19 protein-coding genes and 1 rRNA gene are annotated in these 22,907 nt (G+C 74.1%); 8 read left to right on the forward strand and 12 right to left on the reverse strand.

From position 1 onward, the window contains the following. Positions 1–88, forward strand: a 5S ribosomal RNA gene (gene rrf / locus ABTX81_RS24525); the annotation flags it as partial. 56 nt (positions 89–144) lie between these two features. On the opposite strand, the gene ABTX81_RS24530 is transcribed toward rrf, so the two are convergent. Together ABTX81_RS24530 and ABTX81_RS24535 are read right to left on the reverse strand one after the other, a co-directional pair. Beyond that, entirely contained in the window at positions 145–597 is a 453-nt protein-coding gene (locus ABTX81_RS24530; RefSeq protein ID WP_350549239.1) for a GNAT family N-acetyltransferase, read from the reverse strand. Between the two features lie 59 nt (positions 598–656). After that, a complete protein-coding gene (locus tag ABTX81_RS24535; protein ID WP_350549241.1) occupies positions 657–1,448 on the reverse strand; it encodes a VOC family protein in 792 nt (263 codons plus the stop codon). Positions 1,449–1,576: 128 nt separating this feature from the next. On the opposite strand from ABTX81_RS24535, the gene recD2 reads away from it, so the two are divergent. The 3 genes from recD2 to ABTX81_RS24550 all read left to right on the forward strand — a co-directional run bounded on the left by recD2 (position 1,577) and on the right by ABTX81_RS24550 (position 6,582). Next, positions 1,577–3,808: an SF1B family DNA helicase RecD2 gene (gene recD2 / locus ABTX81_RS24540; RefSeq protein WP_350549243.1), complete on the forward strand. Its 2,232-nt coding sequence runs from the start codon at positions 1,577–1,579 to the stop codon at positions 3,806–3,808. Between the two features lie 224 nt (positions 3,809–4,032). Then, positions 4,033–5,322 carry a citrate synthase gene (locus ABTX81_RS24545; RefSeq protein ID WP_350549245.1) on the forward strand — a complete coding sequence of 430 codons (1,290 nt, stop codon included), beginning with the start codon at positions 4,033–4,035 and terminating at the stop codon, positions 5,320–5,322. Between the two features lie 540 nt (positions 5,323–5,862). Then, a complete protein-coding gene (locus tag ABTX81_RS24550; protein ID WP_350549247.1) occupies positions 5,863–6,582 on the forward strand; it encodes an SDR family NAD(P)-dependent oxidoreductase in 720 nt (239 codons plus the stop codon). A 73-nt stretch (positions 6,583–6,655) separates the two neighbouring features. Here the strand turns inward: ABTX81_RS24550 and ABTX81_RS24555 are convergent, their stop codons facing one another. Then, positions 6,656–8,974, reverse strand: a complete 2,319-nt coding sequence (locus ABTX81_RS24555) for a heavy metal translocating P-type ATPase (RefSeq protein ID WP_350549249.1) — start codon at positions 8,972–8,974, stop codon at positions 6,656–6,658. A 73-nt stretch (positions 8,975–9,047) separates the two neighbouring features. Then, complete coding sequence (locus ABTX81_RS24560; RefSeq protein WP_350549251.1) at positions 9,048–9,266, reverse strand: heavy-metal-associated domain-containing protein; 219 nt, start codon at positions 9,264–9,266, stop codon at positions 9,048–9,050. Between the two features lie 320 nt (positions 9,267–9,586). On the opposite strand from ABTX81_RS24560, the gene ABTX81_RS24565 reads away from it, so the two are divergent. Beyond that, entirely contained in the window at positions 9,587–10,768 is a 1,182-nt protein-coding gene (locus ABTX81_RS24565) for a PP2C family protein-serine/threonine phosphatase (protein WP_350549253.1), read from the forward strand. A gap of 38 nt (positions 10,769–10,806) precedes the next feature. On the opposite strand, the gene dhaL is transcribed toward ABTX81_RS24565, so the two are convergent. Both dhaL and dhaK read right to left on the reverse strand, forming a co-directional pair. Beyond that, the gene (gene dhaL / locus ABTX81_RS24570) at positions 10,807–11,454 is read right to left on the reverse strand and encodes a dihydroxyacetone kinase subunit DhaL (protein WP_350549255.1); all 648 of its coding nucleotides are present in this window, start codon (positions 11,452–11,454) and stop codon (positions 10,807–10,809) included. Between the two features lie 22 nt (positions 11,455–11,476). After that, on the reverse strand, positions 11,477–12,472 hold the full coding sequence (dhaK, locus tag ABTX81_RS24575; RefSeq protein ID WP_350549257.1) for a dihydroxyacetone kinase subunit DhaK: 996 nt from the start codon (positions 12,470–12,472) through the stop codon (positions 11,477–11,479). A gap of 127 nt (positions 12,473–12,599) precedes the next feature. On the opposite strand from dhaK, the gene dhaM reads away from it, so the two are divergent. After that, the gene (dhaM, locus tag ABTX81_RS24580) at positions 12,600–12,992 is read left to right on the forward strand and encodes a dihydroxyacetone kinase phosphoryl donor subunit DhaM (protein ID WP_350549259.1); all 393 of its coding nucleotides are present in this window, start codon (positions 12,600–12,602) and stop codon (positions 12,990–12,992) included. Between the two features lie 4 nt (positions 12,993–12,996). Here dhaM and ABTX81_RS24585 read toward each other — a convergent pair whose 3' ends face one another. Further along, positions 12,997–14,712, reverse strand: coding sequence for a bifunctional 3'-5' exonuclease/DNA polymerase (locus ABTX81_RS24585; RefSeq protein ID WP_350549261.1), 1,716 nt, complete (start codon positions 14,710–14,712; stop codon positions 12,997–12,999). 228 nt (positions 14,713–14,940) lie between these two features. Between ABTX81_RS24585 and ABTX81_RS24590 the strand changes: the two genes are divergently transcribed. Continuing rightward, entirely contained in the window at positions 14,941–16,965 is a 2,025-nt protein-coding gene (locus tag ABTX81_RS24590; RefSeq protein WP_350549263.1) for a M3 family metallopeptidase, read from the forward strand. 48 nt (positions 16,966–17,013) lie between these two features. Here the strand turns inward: ABTX81_RS24590 and ABTX81_RS24595 are convergent, their stop codons facing one another. Both ABTX81_RS24595 and ABTX81_RS24600 read right to left on the reverse strand, forming a co-directional pair. Next, complete coding sequence (locus ABTX81_RS24595) at positions 17,014–18,468, reverse strand: cellulase family glycosylhydrolase (protein ID WP_350549265.1); 1,455 nt, start codon at positions 18,466–18,468, stop codon at positions 17,014–17,016. Positions 18,469–18,581: 113 nt separating this feature from the next. Continuing rightward, positions 18,582–19,208: a TetR family transcriptional regulator gene (locus tag ABTX81_RS24600; RefSeq protein WP_350549267.1), complete on the reverse strand. Its 627-nt coding sequence runs from the start codon at positions 19,206–19,208 to the stop codon at positions 18,582–18,584. A 125-nt stretch (positions 19,209–19,333) separates the two neighbouring features. Between ABTX81_RS24600 and ABTX81_RS24605 the strand changes: the two genes are divergently transcribed. Beyond that, positions 19,334–20,551 carry an acyl-CoA dehydrogenase family protein gene (locus ABTX81_RS24605; RefSeq protein WP_350549269.1) on the forward strand — a complete coding sequence of 406 codons (1,218 nt, stop codon included), beginning with the start codon at positions 19,334–19,336 and terminating at the stop codon, positions 20,549–20,551. A gap of 25 nt (positions 20,552–20,576) precedes the next feature. Here ABTX81_RS24605 and ABTX81_RS24610 read toward each other — a convergent pair whose 3' ends face one another. The 3 genes from ABTX81_RS24610 to ABTX81_RS24620 all read right to left on the reverse strand — a co-directional run bounded on the left by ABTX81_RS24610 (position 20,577) and on the right by ABTX81_RS24620 (position 22,862). Further along, the gene (locus ABTX81_RS24610) at positions 20,577–21,164 is read right to left on the reverse strand and encodes a phosphatase PAP2 family protein (protein ID WP_350549271.1); all 588 of its coding nucleotides are present in this window, start codon (positions 21,162–21,164) and stop codon (positions 20,577–20,579) included. A 148-nt stretch (positions 21,165–21,312) separates the two neighbouring features. Continuing rightward, positions 21,313–22,125 carry an enoyl-CoA hydratase/isomerase family protein gene (locus ABTX81_RS24615; protein WP_350549420.1) on the reverse strand — a complete coding sequence of 271 codons (813 nt, stop codon included), beginning with the start codon at positions 22,123–22,125 and terminating at the stop codon, positions 21,313–21,315. Positions 22,126–22,181: 56 nt separating this feature from the next. Then, the gene (locus ABTX81_RS24620) at positions 22,182–22,862 is read right to left on the reverse strand and encodes a TetR family transcriptional regulator (RefSeq protein ID WP_350549273.1); all 681 of its coding nucleotides are present in this window, start codon (positions 22,860–22,862) and stop codon (positions 22,182–22,184) included. Positions 22,863–22,907 lie beyond the last annotated feature (45 nt).

The following is a 22,907-nucleotide window of genomic DNA, read 5'->3' on the forward strand; positions in this document are numbered from 1 at the left end:
CGGTTACATTCCGAACCCGGAAGCTAAGCCTCACAGCGCCGATGGTACTGCAGGGGGGACCCTGTGGGAGAGTAGGACGCCGCCGAACAAATTTTAGAAAGAACCCCCGCCGGTTATCCGGCGGGGGTTCTTTGCGTTTCCGGGTCAGAGGGCGAGCTTGAAGCCGACATGGGAGGGGACGAAGCCGAGGCGCTCGTAGAAGCGGTGTGCGTCGGTGCGGGTCACGTCGGAGGTGAGCTGGACCAGTTCGGCGTCGAGTTCGCGGGAGCGGTCGATCGCCCACTGGATGAGGTCGGTGCCCAGACCGGTGCCGCGTTCGTCGGCGTGGATGCGGACGGCCTCGATGACGGTGCGGGTCGAGCCCTTCCGGGAGAGGCCGGGGACGACGGTCAGCTGCAGGGTGCCGATCGTCCGGCTGGCGCGTTCGGCGACGACCAGGTGCTGGTGCGGGTCGCCGTCGATGCGTGCGAAGGCGGTGCGGTAGGGCGTGAGGTCGTCGGGGCTCTCCCGGGTCGCGCCCAGCGGGTCGTCGGCGAGCATGGCGACGATGGCCGGCAGGTCCTCGTCGGTCGCCCTGCGGATGATCAGATCGTTCATGGTCACACCCTAGGCGGCCCCTGGAAGCCCCCTGGCGGCCCTACCGGGATGACCTGGCGTCATGTGCCCGGCGGAGGGCTGGTGATGACCGCGAAGACCGCTCCGTGCGGGTCGACGAGCCGGCCGAGCCGGCCGACGCCGTGGACGTCCGTCGCGGGGATCCGGACGGTGGCGCCGAGGCGTTCCGCGGTGGCGAGGCGGGCGTCGACGTCGGGGACCTCGAAGTAGGGGAGCCAGTGCGAGGCGGTGCCGGTGGCGGTGTGTTCCGGGCTGAGCTGCATGATCCCCCCGTGGGCGTCCTCCGTGCCGCCGCCGGCCGGCGTGAGGACGGTGTACCGGGCCTCGCCGATCGGGACGTCCTGTTCCTGCCAGGCGAAGACGGTGCGGTAGAAGGACTTGGCCGCCTCGGCGTCGACGCTGTGGCACTCCGTCCAGCAGAGGCTGCCGGGCTCGGTGACGGTGTCCAGGCCGCGGACGTCGTGCGGCTGCCAGACCGCGAAGTCGGCGCCGGTGGGGTCGGTGTAGCCGGCCATCCGGCCGCTGGTGAAGACGTTGAACGGCGGGAAGCGGACCAGGCCGCCGGCCTCCCGGACCAGCTCCGTGGTGCGGTCGGCGTCCAGGGTGCGGAAGTAGACGGTCCAGGCGGGGCGGGCGTGGGAGTCGGTGAACGGGCCGAGCGCGGCGACCGTCCGGCCGTCCTGCTGGAAGAAGCCGTAGCCGCCGGCCTCGGGACCGGCCGAGGCGTAGGTCCAGTCGAACACCGCCGTGTAGAAGGCGACCGAGGCCGCGGTGTCCGGACTGGTGAGGTCGAGCCAGTCGGGGGAGCCGGGACGGTAGGCGGTGCTGAGCATGGCGTGCTGCCCTTCGACGGCGTTCCTGCCCCTCCCTGGTCCCTCCAGCGTGGCACCCGGGCCCCCGGTGTCGCACCCGGACGGTACGGTGCGTAGCGGAAGTCGTCCCGCACGGTGAAGGGGGCCCGGTGGCCAGGCAGACGGAGGCGGCCGCGCCGCCGCGGCAACTCGCCCAGGTCGAGGGCGTGCTGGAGCGGATCACCTACGCGAACGAGGAGACCGGCTACACGGTGGCCCGGGTCGACACCGGGCGCGGCGGCAACGACCTGCTGACCGTGGTGGGCGCGCTGCTCGGCGCGCAGCCGGGGGAGTCGCTGCGGCTGCACGGGCGGTGGGGCTCGCACCCGCAGTACGGGCGGCAGTTCGTGGTGGAGAACTACACGACGGTGCTGCCGGCGACCGTGCAGGGCATCCAGCGGTACCTGGGGTCGGGCCTGATCAAGGGGATCGGGCCGCGGTTCGCGGAGCGGATCGTGGAGCGCTTCGGGGTGGACACCCTGGAGGTGATCGAGAACGAGCCGGGCCGGCTGATCGAGGTGCCGGGGCTCGGGCCGAAGCGGACGAAGAAGATCGCGGCCGCGTGGGAGGAGCAGAAGGCCATCAAGGAGGTGATGGTCTTCCTGCAGGGGGTCGGGGTCTCGACGTCGCTGGCCGTACGGATCTACAAACAGTACGGGGACGGCTCGATCGGGGTGGTGAAGAACGAGCCGTACCGGCTGGCGTCGGACGTCTGGGGCATCGGCTTCCTCACTGCGGACCGGATCGCGCAGGCCGTGGGGATCCCGCACGACAGCCCGGAGCGGGTCAAAGCGGGGCTGCAGTACGCGCTGTCGCAGAGCAGCGACCAGGGGCACTGCTACCTGCCGGAGGAGCGGCTGATCGCGGACGGGGTGAAGCTGCTCCAGGTGGACGTGGGTCTGGTGATCGACTGCCTGGCGGAGCTGGTGGCGGTCGAGGGGGTGGTGCGCGAGCAGCTGCCGGGGGAGGGCGGTGAGCCGATCACGGCGGTGTACCTGGTGCCGTTCCACCGGGCGGAGATCTCGCTGGCCAACCAGCTGCTGCGGCTGCTGCGGGCGGACACCGACCGGATGCCGTGGTGCGCGGACGTGGACTGGCCGGCGGCGCTGGGCTGGCTGGCGCGGCGGACCGGGACGGAGCTGGCGCCGGAGCAGGAGCAGTCGGTGCGGCTGGCGCTGACCGAGAAGGTCGCGGTGCTGACCGGCGGGCCGGGGTGCGGCAAGTCGTTCACGGTGAAGTCGATCGTGACGCTGGCGCTGGCGAAGCGGGCCAAGGTGGTGCTGGCGGCGCCGACCGGGCGGGCGGCGAAGCGGCTGTCGGAGCTGACCGGGGTGGAGGCCTCGACGGTGCACCGGCTGCTGGAGCTGCGGCCGGGCGGGGACGCCGCGTACGACCGGGACCGGCCGCTGGACGCGGACCTGGTGGTGGTCGACGAGGCGTCGATGCTGGACCTGATCCTGGCGAACAAGCTGGTCAAGGCGGTGGCGCCGGGGGCGCACCTGCTCTTCGTCGGGGACGTCGACCAGCTGCCCTCGGTGGGGGCGGGGGAGGTGCTGCGGGACCTGCTGGCCGAGGACGGGCCGATCCCCTCGGTGCGGCTGACCAGGATCTTCCGGCAGGCCCAGCAGTCGGGGGTGGTGACCAACGCGCACCGGATCAACGAGGGGCTGCCGCCGGTGACCGAGGGCCTGCCGGACTTCTTCCTGTTCGCGGAGGACGACGCGGAGCGCGCGGCGGGGCTGACGGTGGACGTGGTGGCGCGGCGGATCCCGCAGAAGTTCGGCTACGACGCCCGGCGGGACGTCCAGGTGCTGGCGCCGATGCACCGGGGTCCGGCCGGCGCCGGGAACCTCAACACGCTGCTGCAGGCGGCGGTGACGCCGGCCCGGGAGGGGCTGGCGGAGCGTCGGTTCGGCGGGCGGACGTTCCGGGTCGGGGACAAGGTCACGCAGGTCCGCAACAACTACGACAAGGGGCGGAACGGGGTGTTCAACGGCACAGTGGGAGTGGTGACGTCCCTCAGCGTGGACGACCAGCGCCTGACGGTGCTCACCGACGAGGACGAGGAGGTGCCCTACGACTTCGACGAGCTGGACGAGTTGGCGCACGCGTACGCGGTGACGATCCACCGGTCGCAGGGGAGCGAGTATCCCGTGGTGGTGATTCCGGTCACGATGTCCGCGTGGACGATGCTGCAGCGAAATCTGCTCTACACCGCGGTGACCAGGGCCCGGAAACTGGTCGTGCTGGTGGGGTCACGGAAAGCGATCGGGCAGGCGGTCCGCAGTGTCAGCGCAGGTCGGAGGCACGCCGCGCTGGACCACCGGCTTGCGTCTGGATGATTCTCCAAGGGATGGTTGCCTCTATTGTTCTCTTGACGTGAAGAGATTTACGACAGAGCCTGGTGGGGTGCCGATCTTGTCCGGTTCGTACCGGCGGCGGCGGGAGGTTTTGTAGGGGCGGGCCCTTTCGGGTCACCCCGGGTGCGCGGCTGTCCGCCGGATGGGGGATGGTAGAGACAGTCAGGGCACCTTGGAAGAGGATTCATTTCGTCGGTGAGGAAGACGTGAGCGACAACTCGGTAGTACTGCGGTACCAGGACGGCGAGTACGAGTACCCCGTCGTCGAGAGCACTGCGGGCAACGCCGGCTTCGACATCTCGAAGCTGCTCCCGCAGACCGGCCTGGTCACCCTGGACAACGGCTTCGGCAACACCGCCGCCTACAAGTCCGCGATCACCTTCGTGGACGGTGACAACGGCATCCTGCGGTACCGCGGTTACCCGATCGAGCAGCTCGCCGGCAAGGGTGACTTCATCGAGACCGCGTACCTGCTGATCAACGGCGAGCTGCCGGACGCCGGGCAGCTCGCGCAGTTCAACCGCGAGATCACCCAGCACACCCTGCTGCACGAGGACGTCAAGCGCTTCTTCCAGGGCTTCCCGCGGGACGCTCACCCGATGGCGATGCTGTCCTCGGTGGTCGGCGCGCTGTCGACGTTCTACCCGGAGAGCCACAACCCGTTCGACGCGGCCCAGCGCCACCTGTCGACGGTCCGCCTGCTGGCGAAGCTCCCGACCATCGCGGCGTACGCGTACAAGAAGGCGATGGGCCAGCCCTTCGTCTACCCGCGCAACGACCTGAGCTACGTCGAGAACTTCCTGCGGATGACCTTCGCGGTCCCGGCCGAGGACTACGAGCTCAACCCGGTCGTCGTCAACGCGCTCGACAAGCTGCTGATCCTGCACGCGGACCATGAGCAGAACTGCTCGACCTCCACCGTGCGCCTGGTCGGCTCCAGCCACGCCAACCTGTTCGCCTCGATCTCGGCCGGCATCTCGGCGCTGTGGGGCCCGCTGCACGGCGGCGCCAACCAGGCCGTGCTGGAGATGCTGGAGAGCATCCAGAAGGACGGCGGCGACGTCGACGCCTTCATCACGAAGGTGAAGAACAAGGAAGCCGGCGTCAAGCTGATGGGCTTCGGGCACCGGGTCTACAAGGCGTTCGACCCGCGCGCCGCCCAGGTGAAGCTGCTCGCGCACGAGGTCCTCGGCCAGCTCGGCAAGTCCGACGAGCTGCTGGACATCGCGCTCAAGCTGGAGGAGCACGCGCTCAAGGACGACTTCTTCGTCTCGCGCAAGCTCTACCCGAATGTGGACTTCTACACCGGTCTGATCTACCGCGCCATGGGCTTCCCGACCAGCATGTTCACCGTGCTGTTCGCCCTCGGCCGGCTGCCGGGCTGGATCGCCCACTGGCACGAGATGATCAACGACCCGACCAGCCGGATCGGCCGTCCGCGCCAGATCTACACCGGCACCGCGATCCGCGACTACGTCGAGATCGACGCCCGCTGACGCCGACGCGTCCGCACTGACGTCCTGCGCACGCCCTGACACCGTGCCACGAGGGCCCGGCCGCACTCCTGCGGCCGGGCCCTCGCGCTTCTCCACCTGAACGTCCGGCGCACGACTCCGGGGGCGGCTTTGGGCCCGGGACGGCCGCTCAAAGCGTCCCTGGCCCGGCCACACCCCGGCGTCGTGCGCGAAGGCCGCCAACCTCGGCGACCGACCCGGGGCCCGCCGGAGCCCCGTCGGCGGCAGCGGTGGTCGTGCGTCGACGTCGTGCCGTTCGCCACGTCTCAGCCCACCGGAAAAACTGCCGCACTACCAACCTAAGACGTATCAGCCTGTGAGAAGTTACGCCGGGGGGGTGTGAGCTGCCTCTCGCCACGCTCCGTGTGCGTGCCGTGCCGCCCCCATACCACACCTTCCAGCGGGCGCGACGTCACCCTCCCCGCAGTCACGGCAACCGAGCGTGATAGGAATCGTGGCATTCCGGTACGGACCGTCCCGCACCTTGCAGCGTGGCGGCGGAGCTGGGGAGGGAGTGCGCAGATGACCAGGAACGTGGTTGTCACCGGCGGTGGCACGGGGATCGGGTACGAGGTGGCACGGCGGTTCGCCGAGGCGGGCGAACAGGTCGTGATCGTCGCCCGTCGGCGGGCGGTGCTGGAGGAAGCCGCCGCGGCCCTCGGGCCGAACGTGACCCCGCTGGTCTGCGACCTCGCCGATCCGGACTCCGTGGAGGCCGCGCTGGCCGAGCTGCCGGAGCGGATCGACGTACTGGTGAACAACGCGGGCAGCCGGGAGACCGTGATCGGCGCCGGGCCGCACGCCGTGCTGGCCCGCTGGCGCGGGGACTTCGAGCGCAACGTGCTGACCGCGGTGCTGCTCACCGAGTCGATCCGCGACCGGCTCACCCCGGGCTCCGGCCGGGTGGTCACCATCAGCTCGATCGCCGCCCTGCGCGGGGCCGGCTCGTACGGGGCGGCGAAGGCCTCGCTGCACGCCTGGAACCACTTCCTCGCCGCCCAGCTCGGCACCTCGGGCATCACCGCCAACATCGTGGCGCCGGGGACGGTGGCGGGCACCGAGTTCTTCGGGCCGCGGCTGGACGAGGCGGAGGTCTCCCGGCGGGCGGCCCGGACGCTGCTCGGGCGGATCGGGGAGACCAGCGAGGTGGCGGCGGCGGTCCACTTCCTGGCCTCGCCGGAGGCCGGGTTCATCACCGGCGAGATCCTGCACTGCAACGGCGGCGAGCTGCTCGGCCGCTGAGCTGTCCCGAACCGGGCAGGGCCCGTACCGCGGCTGCGGTACGGGCCCTGCGGCGTTTCCGGGCGCCCGGGGGTCAGGAGGGGCGGAAACGGCGCAGCCGCAGGCTGTTGGTGAGCACGAAGACCGAGGAGAAGGCCATCGTGGCGCCGGCGATCATCGGGTTGAGCAGGCCGGCGGCGGCCAGCGGGATCGCCGCCACGTTGTAGCCGAAGGCCCAGAACAGGTTGCCCCTGATGGTGCCGAGGGTCTTGCGGGAGAGCCGGATGGCGTCGGCGGCCGAGCGCAGGTCGCCGCGGACCAGGGTGAGGTCGGCGGCCTCGATGGCGGCGTCGGTGCCGGTGCCCATGGCGAGGCCGAGGTCGGCCTGGGCGAGCGCGGCGGCGTCGTTGACGCCGTCGCCGACCATCGCGACGACCTTGCCCTCGGCCTGGAGGGTCTCCACGGCGGCGATCTTGTCCTCGGGCAGCACCTCGGCGTACACGTGCGCGGGGTCGATGCCGACCTCGGCGGCGACCGCCTCGGCGACGAGCCGGTTGTCGCCGGTGAGCAGGACCGGGGTGAGCCCGAGGGCGCGCAGTTCGGCGATCGCCTCGGCGCTGGTCGGTTTGACCGCGTCGGCGACCTCCAGCACGGCCCGTGCCTCGCCGTCCCAGCCGACCGCGACGGTGGTCCGTCCGGCGGCCTCGGCGGCGCGCTTGGCCGCGGCGAGCGCGGCGGGCAGCGGCCGGCCGTGCTCGGCGAGCAGGGACTCCCGGCCGGCGACCACGGCGCGGCCCTCGACGACGCCCAGGACGCCGAGGCCGGGGACGTTCTCGAAGCCCTCGACGGCGGGCAGCGGGCCGAGCCGCTCGGCGGCCGCGGCGGCGATGGCGGCGGCGATCGGGTGCTCGGAGGCGTGCTCGACGGCCCCGGCCAGCCGCAGCGCCTGCTCCTCGGTGACGCCCTCGGCGGTGTGCACGCCGTGCAGCGCCATGCTGCCGGTGGTGACGGTGCCGGTCTTGTCCAGGACGACGGTGTCGACCCGGCGGGTGTTCTCCAGCACCTCGGGGCCCTTGATGAGGATGCCGAGCTGGGCGCCGCGGCCGGTGCCGACCATCAGGGCGGTCGGGGTGGCCAGGCCGAGGGCGCACGGGCAGGCGATGATCAGCACGGCGACGGCGGCGGTGAACGCCTCGGTCGCACTGTCGGTGACCAGCAGCCAGGCGACCAGGGTGCCGAGCGCGATGAGGATCACCACGGGCACGAAGACGGCGGAGATCCGGTCGGCGAGCCGCTGGGCGGCGGCCTTGCCGCTCTGCGCCTCCTCGACGAGCGCGGCCATCCGGGCGAGCCGGGTGTCGGCGCCCACCCGGGTGGCCTCGACCACCAGGCGGCCGCCGGCGTTGACGGTGGCGCCGGTGACGGCGTCGCCGACGGCCACCTCCACCGGGACGGACTCGCCGGTGAGCATCGAGGCGTCGACGGCGGAGGCGCCCTCGACCACCACGCCGTCGGTGGCGATCTTCTCGCCGGGGCGGACCACGAACCGCGTCCCCACGGTGAGGTGCTCCACGGGCAGCCGGACCTCGCGGCCGCCCTGCAGCACGGCGACGTCCTTCGCGCCGAGGTCCAGCAGGGCGTGCAGGGCGGCGCCGGCACGGCGCTTGGACCGGGCCTCCAGGTAGCGGCCCAGCAGGATCAGCACGGTGACGGCGGCGGCCGTCTCCAGGTAGAGCATGGACGAGGCGTCGGTGTCGCCGACGGAGAACGAGAACTCGTGGCGCATGCCGGGCATGCCGGCGTCGCCCCAGAACAGGGCCCAGAAGGACCAGCCGAAGGCGGCCAGGGTGCCGAGCGAGACCAGGGTGTCCATGCTCGCCGCGCCGTGCTTGAGGTTGGTCCAGGCGGCGCGGTGGAAGGGCAGGCCGCCGTAGACCACGACGGGGCCGGTGAGGGCGAAGGCGAGCCACTGCCAGTTGGTGAACTGGAGGGAGGGAACCATCGACCAGAGGACCACCGGCAGGCTGAGCACGGCGCTGATGAGCAGCCGGTCGAGCAGCGGGTCGGCCGCCGGCGGGCGGGCGGCGGCGCCGGCGGGGGCCTCGGACTGGGCGGCGGGTACCGGGGGCGGGGGGAGTTCGGCGGTGTAGCCGGTGTTCTCCACGGTGGCGATGAGGTCGGCCACCGTGACGTCCGGGGCGAACTCGACCCGGGCCTTCTCGGTGGCGTAGTTGACGGTGGCCTCGACGCCGGCCATCCGGTTGAGCTTCTTCTCGATCCGGGCGGCGCAGGCCGCGCAGGTCATGCCGCCGATCTGGAGTTCGACGCGCTCGCGGACCGCGGTGGGGCCCTCCTGGCCGGTTATGGCGGTCGCCGTCTCCGGGGAGGTGGAGCCCGAGGTGGAGGTGCTCATGTGCTGATCAGCTCCTAGGGGAGGGCACGGCGGGGGCGGGGTTCGCCGGGCCCCCGCCGCGCGGCGGGGGCTCTCAGGCGGCGCGGCCGACCAGCTCGTAGCCGGCCTCGTCGACGGCGGTGCGCACCTGCTCGTCGTCCAGCGGGGCCGCGGCGGAGACGGTGACCGTGCCGGCCTTGGCGTCGGCCGAGACCTCGGTCACCCCGGCGAGGGCGGAGAGCTCCTTGCTGACCGAGCTCTCGCAGTGTCCGCAGCTCATGCCGGTGACGGTGTAGGTGATGGTGCTGGACATCGGGGCCTCCGGATGGTCGGTACGGCCGCGAGCGTACGCCCGGGCCCGGCTGATAATCCCACCATACCCCTAAGGGGTATTCCGTAGGGGTACGGATCGTGTGGTGTGGATCGCATTCCGGTTCCGCGCCCGGGTGTCGCCCGGGCATCGCCGGTGCGTGCTCCGAGGGCAGAGCGTAGGCGGCCGGACACGCTGCGCTCGAATCCACGCCGTGACATGGGCCGATTCGGCCGCCCGGCGGGCCCCGGGAGGGTGCGGGCGGGGTGCGGGGGGCCGGGGGTGCGCGGGTGGTCGTACTGAACGTCCGTTATGTTCGATATGTGTCACCGATCCGCCGTGCCCAGTCGCCGTCCGTCCCGACCGGCGCGGGGCAGCCGCCGGCCAGGCGGCGCGACGCGCTGCTCGCCGTCGACCTGCTCGACATCCCGTTCCTGCGCCGGGCCGCCCCCGCGCTGATCGCGATCGTGCTGGTCGGGATCGCCGACCTGTACTCCGGCCAGGACCGCTACCTCGCGCCGCTGATGACCGTCGTCCCCAGCGTCGCCGCGCTCACCCTGCGGCCGCTCGAACTGCTCGGCGTCTGCTCGATCGGCCTGCTCGCCGTCTTCGGGCTCAGCCACTACGACCAGGTCGACAACCTCAACGACGTCCGCTTCCTGTGGGGCGCGATGGTCAGCTACCTGGTGCTCACCGCCTTCTCCGCCTGGGTGGCCAGGATCCGGATGCGCCGGGCCGCCGCCTTCGCGGCGGTCAGCTCCGTCGCGGAGGCCGCGCAGCGCGCGCTGCTGCGGCTGCCCGGGCCGGTCGTCGGGCCGCTGCACCTCGCCGTGCGGTACGTCTCCGCCGCCGACGCGTCGAGGATCGGCGGGGACCTCTACTCCGTGCTGGAGACGCCGCACGGCACCCGGGTCGCGGTCGGCGACGTGCGCGGCAAGGGGCTCGGCGCGGTGCAGACGGCCGCCGTGGTGCTCGGCGCCTTCCGGGAGGCCGCGTACGACGAGGCGGGGCTGCGCGGGGTGGCCGCCCGGATCGAGGCCAGCGTCGAGCGGCACGTGCCGGACGGCGAGTTCACCACCGCGCTGTTCGCCGAGTTCCGCCGGCCCGGGGTGGTCCAGCTGCTCCAGTACGGGCACGTGCCGCCGATCCGGGTCGACCAGGACGGGCGGGCGCACATCCTGGACGCGCCCGACCCGTGGGTGCCGCTCGGCCTCGGGCGGCTGGCGGCCGGCGAGCCGAGCACCTGGGACCAGCCGTTCGGGACCGACGACGTGCTGGTGCTGTGCACCGACGGCGTGATCGAGGCCAAGCACCGGCACAGCGGCGTGTTCTACCCGCTCGCCGAGCGGGTCGGCCCGCTGGTGCGGGGTGCGGCCCGCTCCGCGGCGGAGCTGGAGGCGGCGGTCGGGCGGGTCTACGCCGACCTGCTGGCGCACACCGGCGGCGAACTGCGGGACGACGCGCTGCTGCTGCTGATCACCCGCACGGACGCCGCCGCCCGGTAGGAGAGGGCCCGACCCGGCCGGGGCTGCCCGCCCGGCGGTCAGCTTCCGGCTGCTTCGGCCAGGGCGCGGAACAGCAGGGCGGTGGAGGTGGCGCCCGGGTCCTGGTGGCCGATGCTGCGCGGGCCCAGGTAGGAGGCGCGGCCCTTGCGGGCCTGCAGCGGCACGGTGTCCAGGGCGCCCCGCTCGGCGGCCCCGGCCGCGGCCGAGGCGGCCTCCGGCAGGCCGGCGCCGGCGGCCACCGCCGCCCGGTAGGCGTCCAGCGCGGGCGTCCAGGCGTCGACGATGGTCTTGTCGCCCGGCTCGGCCTTGCCGAGCTCCCGCACCGCCCGCAGGCCGGCCGCCAGGGCCTCGCCGAGCCCGGCCGCGTCGGCGGGCGCCTCGCCCGGCTGCGGCAGCGCGGCGCCGATCGCCCGGAACGCCTTGCCGTAGAGCGGGCCGGAGGCGCCGCCGACCTTGGAGATCAGCGTGCCGCCGGTCCTGGTGAGCAGCGCGCCCGGCCCGGCGGGGGCCGGGGCGTCCGGCGCGTCCAGGACGGCCAGCACGGCGGTGAACCCGCGCCGCAGGTTGCTGCCGTGGTCGCCGTCGCCGATCGCGGAGTCCAGCTCGGTGAGTCGCCCGTGCTCCTGCTCGACCGCGGCGGCCAGCGCGCGGACCCAGGCCTCGGCGAGGGGGGTGTCGACGTCCATGTCGGTGCTCCTGTTCCGGCGGTCAGGCGCGCTTGAGCGCGGGGGTGTCCACCGGGGCGTCCCACAGCTCCAGGAGCTGGCTGTCGGCCTTGGTGAGGGTGAGCGAGAAGCCGGCCATGTCCAGGCTGGTCACATAGTTGCCGACCAGGCTGCGGGCCACCGTGATGCCGTGCTCGGCCAGCCGGGCGGCGACCTCGCCGAAGACGATGTACAGCTCCATCAGCGGGGTCCCGCCCAGGCCGTTGACCAGGGCGATCACCTCGTCGCCGGCGGTCAGGTGGTGGTCGGTGAGGACCGTCTCCACCACCTCGGCGACCAGCTCCCGGGCCGGGCGCAGCCGCTCCCGGCGCCGGCCCGGCTCGCCGTGGATGCCGACGCCCACCTCGATCTCGTCCTCGGCCAGCTCGAAGCCGGGCTTGCCCGCCGCCGGGACGGTCGCCGCGGTGAGCGCGATCGCGAACGAGCGGGAGGCCGCGTTGACCCGCTCGCCGAGGGCGGCCACCTCGTCCAGCGGCGCGCCGCGTTCGGCCAGCGCGCCCGCGATCTTCTCCACCAGCACCGTCGCTCCGGTGCCGCGCCGCCCGGCCGTCCAGGTCGAGTCCTCCACCGCGACGTCGTCGTTGACCAGCACCGTGCGGACCTCGACGCCCTCCTCGGCGGCCAGCTCCGCGGCGAGCTCGAAGTTCATCACGTCGCCGGTGTAGTTCTTGACCACGAAGACCACGCCGGCGCCGGAGTCCACGGCCTTGGCGGCGGCCAGCATCTGGTCCGGGACGGGGGAGGTGAAGACCTCGCCGGGGCAGGCGGCGTCCAGCATGCCGGGCCCGACGAAGCCGCCGTGCAGCGGCTCGTGCCCCGATCCGCCGCCGGACACCAGCGCCACCTTGGGCGCCGCCGGCCGCGCGGCCCTGGTGATCACCCGGTTGGCGATGTCCACCGCCAGCTCCGGATGCGCGGCGGCCACCCCGGCCAGCGCGTCCTCCAGGACGGTCTCCGCGGCGTTGATGAGCTTCTTCACGGCGTACGCGCTCCCCTCGGCAGACGGTGCTGACCCGACGCTACGCCAGACGGGGGGTTCGGGCACGGAATCCGACACGCCGAACGGGGGGTCACCCGGGTGGAGCACACCGCCTAGGGTCGGGGGCATGAGCGGATACGTGGGCATCGTCCTGGTCTCGCACAGTGCGGCGCTGGCCGGGGGGTTGAAGGACCTGCTGGCGGAGCTCGCCTCGGACGAGGTGCGGGTGGTGGTGGCCGGCGGGACCGAGGAGGGCGGGCTCGGGACCAGTTACGAGCTGATCGCCCGGGCCGTGGCCGAGGCGGACGGCGGGGCGGGGGTCGCGGTGCTGCCGGACCTCGGGAGCTCGGTGCTGACGGCGGTGACCGTGCTGGAGGACGAGCCGCGCCCGGGCGTGGTGCTGGTCGACGCGCCGTTCGTTGAGGGCGCCGTGGCCGCCGCGGTGACCGCCTCGACCGGGGCGGCGCTGGCCGAGGTGGTGGCGGCGGCCGAGGAGGCGCGCGGCTTCCGCAAGCTCTGAGGGCTCACTTGGCGTCGGCGTAGCACTCCACCACGGCGGTGCTGAGCGGGAACCGCACCGGGGTGTCGCCGAAGACCAGCCGGGCGGCCTCGTCCGCCGCCGCGGCGACCGCCGCCGCCACCTCGTCGGCGTGGTTGGCCGGGGTGTGCACCATCACCTCGTCGTGCTGGAAGAAGACCAGGTGCGGGCGGTCGCCGGGGGTGGCCACCGGGAGTTCGCCGAGCCGGCGGCGCAGCGCGGCCAGCAGGGCCAGCGCCCAGTCGGCGGCGCTGGCCTGGATGACGAAGTTGCGGGTGAACCGGCCGCGGGCGCGGGCCGAGCGGCCGCCGGCGTCGCCCGCCGTCTCGGGTGCCTCGGTGAGGTCCAGGAAGTCGGCCGAGGCGGGCGGGCACGGGCGGCCCAGCCGGGAGGCGACCACGCCGCCGTCCTCGCCGGTGCGGGCGGCCGCCTCGACGTAGCCCATCGCGGCCGGGTAGCGGCTGCGCAGGGTGGCCAGCAGCGGGCCGATGTCGCCGCTGGTCTGGCCGTACATGGCGCCGAGCAGGCCGAGCTTGGCCTTGTCGCGGTCGCCGTGGAAGGCGGTGGCGGCCAGTGCCTCGTAGAGGTCGCCGCCGGCGGCGGTGCGGGCCAGCCCGGTGTCCCGGGAGAGCGCGGCCAGCACCCGGGGCTCCAGCTGGGCGGCGTCGGCGACGACCAGCAGCCAGCCCGGGTCGGCGACCACGGCGCGGCGCAGGATCCGCGGGATCTGCAGCGCGCCGCCGCCCCGGCTGGCCCAGCGGCCGGAGACCACGCCGCCGACCACGTACTCGGGGCGGAACCGGCCGCCGCGCGCCCAGGCGTCCTGCCAGGCCCAGCCGTGCGCGACGTGGATCCGGGACAGCTCCTTGTAGCGGACCAGCAGCCGGGCCGCCGGGTGGTCGATCGTCTTCAGCTCCCAGGAGCGGGTGGAGCCGAGCGGGATGCCGGCGTCGGCGAAGGCGCGCAGCACCTGGCTGTGCGAGTCGGGGTTGAACGGGCGCCCGCCGAGCGCCCGCTGGAGCTCGACGGCGAGTTCGGCGAGCAGCCGGGGCTGGGTGCCGGGCACGGTGGGGCGCGGGCCGAGCAGCTCGGTGAGCAGCCGGTCGTGGACGTCGACGCGCCAGGGCAGGCCGTCGTGGGCCATCTCGGCGGCAGCCAGCGCGCCGGCCGACTCGGCGGCCACCAGCAGCCGGAAGCGGGCGCGGGCGGCCGGGTCGGCGATCGCGGCGAGCCGGCGCTGCTGTTCGGTGTGCACGGCGACCACGGCGGCCAGCGGGTCGGTGCCGGGCGGCAGCTGGAGCCGGTCGGGGGCGAACAGGGTGTCCTGGCCGTCGCCGGCCTCGGCGGAGCCGGACTCGGGCAGGTCGGCGGGGACGGGCAGGCCGTGCAGCCGGGCCCAGCCGGCGCCGAGCGAGCGCGGGGCGCCGAAGCGGCCCTCGTGGGCCAGCAGCAGTGCCTCGGTCAGTCGCAGGTCGTGGCAGCGGGCGAGCCGGTCCGGCAGCCGGGGGAGCAGCGGGGCGTACCCGGAGTCGGCGGCGGCCCACACCCAGCGGGGGTGCTCGGCGGCCTCCCGGGCGGCGACGGCGGCGGCGAGGTCGGGAGCGGCTTCGGGCGGGCCGAGCGGGGCGCCGGCGTCGTCGAGCGGCTGGAGCCGGCCGCCGGGGCCGTGCGGATCGGGGGCGAGGGCGATCCGGGGTGCCATGGGGGGCTCCTCCTCTCGTGCGGACTGCGGTGCGGGCGCTTGTGCTGACGGGGCCGTCCGGGGGCGTACGGCCGGCCGGAGTCGACGGTAGCGGGAGGGTACGACAACCGGAGCCCCGCCGTCCGGCGGCGGGTCCGGGCGGCGGTCCGGCGCGTGCCGCGGCGGGTGCGCCGGGCGTCGGGGGAAAGGGTGTGGGCAGCGCCGATGACAGCGCGTAAGGTCGGCGAAATGACCGAGAACCCGTTCTTCAGGCCCAGCACCCTGGCCTACGAACTGCCGCCGTTCGCCGAGATCCGGCCGGACCACTACCTGCCCGCCTTCGAGCGCGGGATGGCCGAGCAGCTCGCCGAGATCGCCGCGATCACCGCCGACCCGCAGCCGCCGACGGTCGAGAACACCCTGCTGGCGCTGGAGCGCTCGGGGAGGCTGCTGCACCGGGTCAAGGTGGTCTTCGAGAACCACTCCGCCGCCGACACCACCCCCGAGGTCGACCGGATCGATGCCGAGATCAGCCCCCGGCTGGCCGCGCACCGGGACGCGATCCACCTGGACGCCGCGCTGTTCGCCCGGATCGGGGACCTGCACGCCCGCCGCGCCGAGCTGGACCTGGACCCGCAGACGCTGCGGTTGCTGGAGCGCCGGCACACCGCGTTCGTCCGGGCCGGCGCGCTGCTGGGCGCCGAGCAGCAGGACCGGCTGCGCGCGATCAACACCGAACTGGCCGCCGCCTCCTCGGAGTTCCGGCAGAACGTGTCCGCCGACTCGCAGGCCCGGGCGCTGGTGCTGGACTCCGTCGAGCAGCTGGCCGGCCTCTCGGCCGACGAGATCGCGGCCGCCGCCGAGAACGGCCGGGCGCTCGGGCATCCGGACAGGTTCGTGCTGAGCCTGAAGAACTTCTCCAACCAGACCGAACTCGCCTCGCTCACCGACCGCTCGGTGCGCGAGCGGCTGCTCGCCGCCTCGCTCGACCGCGCCGCCGACACCAACGGCCCGCTGGCGATCCGGATGGCCGCGCTGCGCGCCGAGCGGGCCCGACTGCTCGGCCACGACACCCACGCCGCCTACGTGGTGGCCGACGAGACGGCCGGCACCGTCGAGGCGGTGGACGCGCTGCTCGCCCGGCTGGTGCCGCCGGCCGTGGCCAACGCCCGCCGGGAGGCCGCCGAGCTGGCCAAGCTCGCCGCCGCCGACGGCGTCGAGGAGATCGCCGCGCACGACTGGGCGTACTACTCGGAGCAGGTCCGGCAGGCCTCGTACCAGGTGGACGCGGCGGCGCTGCGCCCCTACTTCGAGCTGGAGCGGGTGTTGCGGGACGGCGTGTTCTTCGCCGCCAACCTGGCCTACGGGGTGACCTTCACCGAGCGCCCGGACCTGGTCGGCTACCACCCGGACACCCGGGTCTTCGAGGTGTTCGACGCGGACGGCTCCGCGCTGGGCCTGTTCCTCGGCGACTTCCACGCCCGGGCGTCCAAGCGCGGCGGCGCCTGGATGGACGAACTGGTCACCCAGTCCGAGCTGTTGGGGCAGCGGCCGGTGGTCTACAACAACCTGAACATCGCCCGGCCGGCGCCCGGCGAGCCGGTGTTGCTCTCCTGGGACGAGGTCCGCACGCTGTTCCACGAGTTCGGGCACGCGCTGCACGGGCTGTTCTCGGACGTCCGCCACCCGTACGTCGCGGGCACGGCCGTGCCGCGGGACTTCGTGGAGTTCCCCTCGCAGGTCAACGAGATGTGGATGGTGTGGCCGGAGGTGCTGGCCAACTACGCCCGGCACCACGGGACCGGCGAGCCGCTGCCGGCCGAGCTGGTCGAGCGGATGGAGGCCGCGGAGTCCTTCGGGCAGGGCTTCCGGACCGTCGAGTACCTGGCGGCAGCGCTGCTGGACTGGGCCTGGCACACCCTGCCGGAGGGTCAGCAGGTCGCGGACGCGCGGGAGTTCGAGGCGGCGGCGCTGGCCAAGGCCGGACTGGCGGTGGCGGCCGTGCCGCCGCGCTACCGGACCACCTACTTCGGGCACATCTTCGCGGGCGGCTACAGCGCGGGCTACTACGCGTACATCTGGTCGGAGGTGCTGGACGCCGACACGGTGGAGTGGTTCAAGGGCAACGGCCGCGACGTGCGGGAGAGCGGCGAGGTGTTCCGGCGCGAGTTGCTGGCGCGCGGCGACAGCCGGGACGCGCTGGAGTCCTTCCGCGCCGTGGTCGGGCGCGACCCGGAGACCGGCCCGCTGCTGGCCCGCCGCGGGCTCGTTTGACCGGGAAGGGGCGCCCGGCGGCATGGCGCATGCCGCCGGGCGCGGGCCTCAGCGCCGTTCGAGGGTGACGGTGACCGGGGTGCCCGGGCGGGCGTGCGGGAGCCGGACGCGGACCCGGCCGGCCCGCTCGCCGCTCGGCTGGTCGAGGTCGACCACGGCGCCGGCCGGGCGGACGGTGATCCGCGCGCCGCTGGGGAACCCGGCCGCCGGCAGGGCGAGTTCGGTGGTCCGGCCGGTGCCGTCGGCCTGCCAGCGGACGGTGTGCCGGGTGCCGTCCGCGGTGGTGCGGGCGGCGGTCCCGGCGACCGCGACCGGGAACGGTCCGAAGGCCGGCTCGTCGCCCGGGGCGACCCGGCCGGCCGGGTCGAGGACGCAGTAGCCGCCGTTGCCCCGGCACCAGTACCACATCGCCCAGCCGGCCGCGAAGCCGTCCATCGCGTCGACCTGGCGGCGCACCAGCAGGGTGTTGCCGGGCCTGCGGGAGTCCGGCGGGCCCCACTCGCCGACCAGCACCGGAAGCCGGTGGGCGGCGGGGTAGCCGGTGACGGCGGCGGTGTAGCGCTCCACGAAGCCGCCGGACGGGTCCCAGTCGGCGCCGGACTCGACGGCGGTGTCGTAGAAGTGCGGGGCGTAGCCGAGCCGGGGCGCGCCCGGGCGGGGGTCGGTGAAGCCGGGCAGCCGGGTCGGGACGCCCTGGCCGACCAGCACCGTGGGTTCGACGAACAGCCAGGCGCGGGCGTCCACTTCGCGGACGGCCGCGATCAGCCGGCGGTACATGGCGGCGAGCCGGTCCTGCTCCAGCGCGGCGGCGGAGCGGGCGAGCACCTCGGGGTCGGCCGGGTCGCCGTCCACCGGGCCGAACGGTTCGTTGAACAGGTCGTAGCCCAACAGCGAGCGGTGGCCGCGCAGTTCGCCGGCCAGCCGGGTGTAGAAGGCGGCCTGCCAGGCGCGCAGGTCGGGGTCGTCGTAGAGGTGCCGGAAGGCGGCCTGGACGGCGGGCTGGAAGTAGCCGGCGAACCAGTCGTCGGGGTCCGCCTCGAACGGCAGGCCGTCGTCGCGGGTGGCCCAGGCCGGGATGCCGTTGTCACCGCCGACGAACCACGGGCCGTAGACGTCCTGGTGGAAGTCGACCAGGGCGAGCACGCCGTAGCGGTCGGCCCAGCCGAGGAGTCGGTGCAGCCGGCGCAGCTCGGCCGGGTCGAGGCGGCCCCGGGTGGGCTCCAGCCTGGTCCAGGAGACCGGCAGCCGGATCAGGGTGAAGCCCTGGGCGGCGATGGACCTGATGTCCTGCTCGGTGGCCTCGGCGTACTTGTCGAGGTTGAAGCCGCGTAGCTGGAGCCGGCGGCCGACGGCGTCGGTGAGGTCGGTGCGGCCGTCCGGGGCGGTGGCCGTGCCGGTCGGGAACGCCGGTGCGGCGGACGGGGAATGGGCCCGGGCCGGGGCGGCGGGGAGGGCCAGGGCGGCGGCGAGCAGGAGGGCGGCGGCGGTGCGGCGTGGACGCATCGGGACCTCCGGGGCGGTGAGGGTGGGGCCCGATGATGCCGGGGCGGGCGGGCCCGCCACAAGACGGCGGTGCGGGGCGGCCGTCGGGGTCCGGCCCGCCGGCCGCCGGTCGGTCAGTCGGCGGGCTCGGGCGCCGGGCCGGCCGGCAGGACGGCGGTCGGCAGGTCGGCGGCGGCCGCCAGCCGGCCCCAGAGCAGGTCGGCGAGCGCCTGGACCATCCGGGTGCGCGAGCAGGGCCGGGAGTCCAGCCACCAGTCGCCGGCCGCCAGCACCATGCCGGTGATCGCCCGGCCCCAGGCCTCGGCGAGCAGTTCGCGGTCGGCGCCGAGGTCGAGCTGGTCGGCGACGGCCCGGGTGATCTCCTCGGCGATCTGCCGGAGCGCCGGGGCCAGCGCGTGGCCGGCGCCGCTCGGGTCGCCCGGCTCGGGGTGGGTGAGCAGCCGGTAGACCTGGGGACGGGCCTCGATCCCGGCGAGGTAGGTGTCCAGCACGTGCTCGACCCGGTCACGGCGCTCCAGCGGTTCGGCGAGCGCGGCCCGCACGGCGGCCAGCAGCCCGCCGGTGTGCCGTTCCGTCAGGGCGCGGACCAGGCCGTTCCGGTCGCCGAAGTGCCGGTAGAGGATCGGCTTGGTGATGCCCGCCTCGGCGGCGATCGCGTTCATGCTGGCGCCGGGGCCCTCGCGCTGGATGACCCGGTCGGCGGCGTTGAGCAGCTGTTCCCGGCGGGGTTCTGGATCCATGCGCGGTTCCCTCGTTTCGTGCGGGTGCGGGCGTTGACACCGGTTACCAAGCAGTAGCAGACTCCGACGATGTTACCGGTGGTAACACCCCGGTCGGTCGCACCCTTCTTCGGAGGCCCCCACCCATGAGCACCTTCTCCCTGGACCCGGGTCCGGACCAGCTCGCCGTCCGCGACTGGCTGCACGGCTTCGCCGCCGGTGTGATGCGGCCCGCCGCCGCCGAGTGGGACGAGCGCGAGGAGACTCCCTGGCCGATCATCCAGGAGGCCGCCGAACTCGGCATCTACTCCCTGGACTTCTATGCCCAGCAGTACTTCGACCCCTCCGGCGTGGGCATCCCGATCGCCATGGAGGAGCTGTTCTGGGGCGACGCCGGCATCGGCCTGTCCATCGTCGGCACCACCCTCGCCGCCGTCGCGGTGCTCGCCAACGGCACCGACGAGCAGATCGGCACCTGGGCGCCGCAGATGTTCGGCACGCCGGACGACGTCAAGGTGGCCGCGTTCTGCTCCTCCGAGCCGGACGCCGGCTCCGACGTCTCCGCGCTGCGCACCCGGGCCGTGTACGACGAGGCCTCCGACGAGTGGGTGCTGACCGGCACCAAGACCTGGGCCACCAACGGCGGGATCGCCGCCGTCCACGTGGTCGTCGCCACGGTCGACCCGGCGCTCGGCGCGCGCGGGCAGGCGTCCTTCGTGGTGCCGCCGGGCACGCCCGGCCTCAGCCAGGGCCAGAAGTTCAAGAAGCACGGCATCCGCGCCTCGCACACCGCCGAGGTGGTGCTGGACGGCGTCCGGGTGCCCGGCCACTGCCTGCTCGGCGGCAAGGAGAAGCTGGACGAGCGGCTGGCGCGGGCCCGCGAGGGCGTCCGCAAGGGCGGGCGGAACGCCGCGATGGCCACCTTCGAGGCCTCCCGGCCGGCCGTCGGCGCGCAGGCGATCGGCATCGCCCGGGCCGCGTACGAGGTGGCGCTCGACTACGCGGGGACCCGGGTGCAGTTCGGCCGCCCGATCATCGACAACCAGGGCGTGGCCTTCCAGTTGGCCGACATGAAGACCCGGATCGACGCGGCCCGGCTGCTGGTCTGGCGGGCCTCCTGGATGGCCGCCACCCAGCAGCCGTTCACCTCCGCCGAGGGCTCGATGTCCAAGCTCTACGCGGGCGAGACCGCCAAGTGGGTCACCGCGCAGGCGATGCAGATCCTCGGCGGCAACGGCTTCACCCGGGAGTACCCGGTGGAGCGGATGCACCGGGACAGCGCGATCTACTCGATCTTCGAGGGCACCAGCGAGATCCAGCGCCTGGTCATCGCCCGCGCCATCTCCGGACTGCCGATCCGCTGACCGCCCGCCGCTCTCGGGGCGTCCCTCAGCGGGCGGCCCAGAAGGTGAGCCCGGCCGAGAGGGCACCCACCGCCGTGCCGACGACCGTCTGTGCGGCGGTGTGGTCCCGCAGCACCACCCGGGACCAGCCGATCAGCGCGACCAGCGGGTACAGCAGCAGCCACCACGGCCCGAGCGCCACGGCCAGGCAGACCACCGCGCCGCTCGCCACCGCGGTGTGCACGGAGACCTTCCACCAGGCGGTGATCACCAGGATCGGCACCAGCGAGGCGAACATCGCCAGCACCACCGCGGTGAGGTCGCGCGGCGCGTGCGCGAGGAGCATCCCGGTGAAGCCGGCCGCGACCGAGACCATGATCAGCGGGAAGAGCGTCAGACGCCGGCTGCGGTTGCCGACGTGCCGGTCGCCCACGGTGCCCCGGCGCATCCCGTACTGGATGAGCAGGGTCGGGATCACGGCGGTGAAGAGGGCGGCGAACACCGCCCAGGCGAGGCCCTGCCATCCGTAGCGGGCTCCGCCGAGCAGGAGCAGCATCGCGATGATGACGTTCTTCGGCTCCAGGCCGTCGGTGATCCGGCGGGCCCACGGGGCCGAGGACGTGGGCGTGGTCATCGCGTGCTGCTCCAGGGGGACGGCGGTGGATCGGTCGTATTCGATCGCATGATCGTATCGACCTGCTCCCGACCTGCTCCCGACCTGCTCCCGGCCTGCTCCCGGCCGGCCGTCCCTGGTGGGGACCCGGTGAGGACCCGGTGAGTGCTCAGAACCGGGGCGGGCGGCGCTCCAGGAAGGCGGCGAGGCCCTCGCGGACGTCGGGCGCCTCGCGGGAGCGGCGCTCCCAGGGGGCGAGGGCCGCGGCGGCCTGCTCCGGCGGGACGGCCAGGGCGGCCTTGACGGCGCCGATGGTCTGCGGCGAGCGGGCGGTCAGCAGCCGGGCGAACTCCAGGGCCGCCGCGTCCAGTTCGGCGGCCGGCAGGACGCGCTCGGCCAGGCCGAGGGCGGCCGCCTCCGGCCCGGGCAGCAGCTCGCCGGAGAACAGCAGGTACTTGGCGCGGGCCGGGCCGACCAGCCGGGCCAGCCGCAGGGTCGGCACCGCCGGGTAGACCACGCCCAGCTTGGCCGGGGTGATGCCGAGCCGGGCGTCCTCGGCGACGAACCGCAGGTCGCAGGCGAGCGCCAGCTGGCAGCCGCCGCCGACGCACGCGCCGTGCACCACGGCGAGGGTCGGGTGAGGGAAGGCCGCCAGCGCCTCCTCGGCGGCGACGTTGACCGCGTGGTAGGCGTCGGCCCGGTCCGGATCGCCGTAGACATCGGCGAGTTCGTCGATGTCCGCGCCGGCGCTGAAGGTGCCGCCCGCGCCGGTGACCAGCAGGGCGCGCACGCCCGGCTCGTCGGCGAGCCGCTTCAGCACGCCGGGCAGCGCCTGCCAGATCGCCAGGGTGACGGCGTTGCGCCGGTGCGGGCGGTCGAACTCCAGCACCGCGACGCCGTCCTCGCCGAGGTGGGCGTTGAGGCCGTCGGTCTCGGTGGGCAGCGGGGAGCGCTCGCGCGTCAGCAGCGGCCGGGTGGCCATGGGCACCTCCGGGAGGGTACGGGTGCGGACACTCTCCCAGAGCGCGGCGCCGGCGGTCAGGACCGGGTGGCGCCGTAGTCGCCGAGGCCCCGTTCGACCAGCGCGAAGGCCCGGTCGGCCTCCGCCAGGGCCTCGGGCAGGACGTCCGCGGCGCGCTCGCCGGACAGCATCCGGCGCTGGTTCTCCTCCGTCAGCATCAGCTGGATGCCGAGCAACTGGGCGGCGGCGGCCCGGGCGGTCAGCGGATCGCCCGCCGGGTCCTGGTCGAGCAGGGCGGCGGCGAGCTCCGCGCGGGCCTTGATGTCGAACCCGGCGTACGCCCGCAGCGCCAGGACCGGGGTGCGGTGGACCAGCCGGACCACGTCGATCACCTGCTGCTGGTCGCTCAGCCCGGTCGCCGGGTCGAAGGAGGCGAGCGCGGCGGCGTAGTGGGCGTGCAGAGCGGTTGCCGCCGGGAGCCCGGAGGCCTTCTCGCGTACCACCCGGGCCGGCTCGCCGATGTGCTGCTCCATCGGGCCGAGGACGAGATCCTCCTTGGTCGGGAAGTAGTTGAAGACGGTCATCTTGGACACCTCGGCGGCGGCGGCGATCTCGGCGACCGAGACCTCGTCGAAGCCGCGCTCGGCGAACAGGGCGATGGCGGTCCGCCAGATCCGGATCGCGGTCTGCCGCTTCTTCCGCTCCCGCAGGCCCAGCCCGGCCTCGTCGCCGTTCCCGCCCACCGCGCTCTTCGTCATGGGAAGACTGTACCAGGCACAAAGATGTACCTGGCAGAAGAATTG

This window comes from Kitasatospora sp. NPDC097605 (genome assembly GCF_040302725.1).
GTDB lineage: Bacteria > Actinomycetota > Actinomycetes > Streptomycetales > Streptomycetaceae > Kitasatospora.

What these genes read in the sequence shown, in the direction of transcription:
- ABTX81_RS24530 (WP_350549239.1), bottom strand. Translation starts at nt 597, where the DNA reads ATGAACGATCTGATCATCCGCAGGGCGACCGACGAGGACCTGCCGGCC.
- ABTX81_RS24535 (WP_350549241.1), bottom strand. Translation starts at nt 1,448, where the DNA reads ATGCTCAGCACCGCCTACCGTCCCGGCTCCCCCGACTGGCTCGACCTC.
- ABTX81_RS24550 (WP_350549247.1), top strand. Translation starts at nt 5,863, where the DNA reads ATGACCAGGAACGTGGTTGTCACCGGCGGTGGCACGGGGATCGGGTAC.
- ABTX81_RS24555 (WP_350549249.1), bottom strand. Translation starts at nt 8,974, where the DNA reads ATGAGCACCTCCACCTCGGGCTCCACCTCCCCGGAGACGGCGACCGCC.
- ABTX81_RS24560 (WP_350549251.1), bottom strand. Translation starts at nt 9,266, where the DNA reads ATGTCCAGCACCATCACCTACACCGTCACCGGCATGAGCTGCGGACAC.
- dhaL (WP_350549255.1), bottom strand. Translation starts at nt 11,454, where the DNA reads ATGGACGTCGACACCCCCCTCGCCGAGGCCTGGGTCCGCGCGCTGGCC.
- dhaM (WP_350549259.1), top strand. Translation starts at nt 12,600, where the DNA reads ATGAGCGGATACGTGGGCATCGTCCTGGTCTCGCACAGTGCGGCGCTG.
- ABTX81_RS24585 (WP_350549261.1), bottom strand. Translation starts at nt 14,712, where the DNA reads ATGGCACCCCGGATCGCCCTCGCCCCCGATCCGCACGGCCCCGGCGGC.
- ABTX81_RS24590 (WP_350549263.1), top strand. Translation starts at nt 14,941, where the DNA reads ATGACCGAGAACCCGTTCTTCAGGCCCAGCACCCTGGCCTACGAACTG.
- ABTX81_RS24595 (WP_350549265.1), bottom strand. Translation starts at nt 18,468, where the DNA reads ATGCGTCCACGCCGCACCGCCGCCGCCCTCCTGCTCGCCGCCGCCCTG.
- ABTX81_RS24600 (WP_350549267.1), bottom strand. Translation starts at nt 19,208, where the DNA reads ATGGATCCAGAACCCCGCCGGGAACAGCTGCTCAACGCCGCCGACCGG.
- ABTX81_RS24605 (WP_350549269.1), top strand. Translation starts at nt 19,334, where the DNA reads ATGAGCACCTTCTCCCTGGACCCGGGTCCGGACCAGCTCGCCGTCCGC.
- ABTX81_RS24610 (WP_350549271.1), bottom strand. Translation starts at nt 21,164, where the DNA reads ATGACCACGCCCACGTCCTCGGCCCCGTGGGCCCGCCGGATCACCGAC.
- ABTX81_RS24615 (WP_350549420.1), bottom strand. Translation starts at nt 22,125, where the DNA reads ATGGCCACCCGGCCGCTGCTGACGCGCGAGCGCTCCCCGCTGCCCACC.
- ABTX81_RS24620 (WP_350549273.1), bottom strand. Translation starts at nt 22,862, where the DNA reads ATGACGAAGAGCGCGGTGGGCGGGAACGGCGACGAGGCCGGGCTGGGC.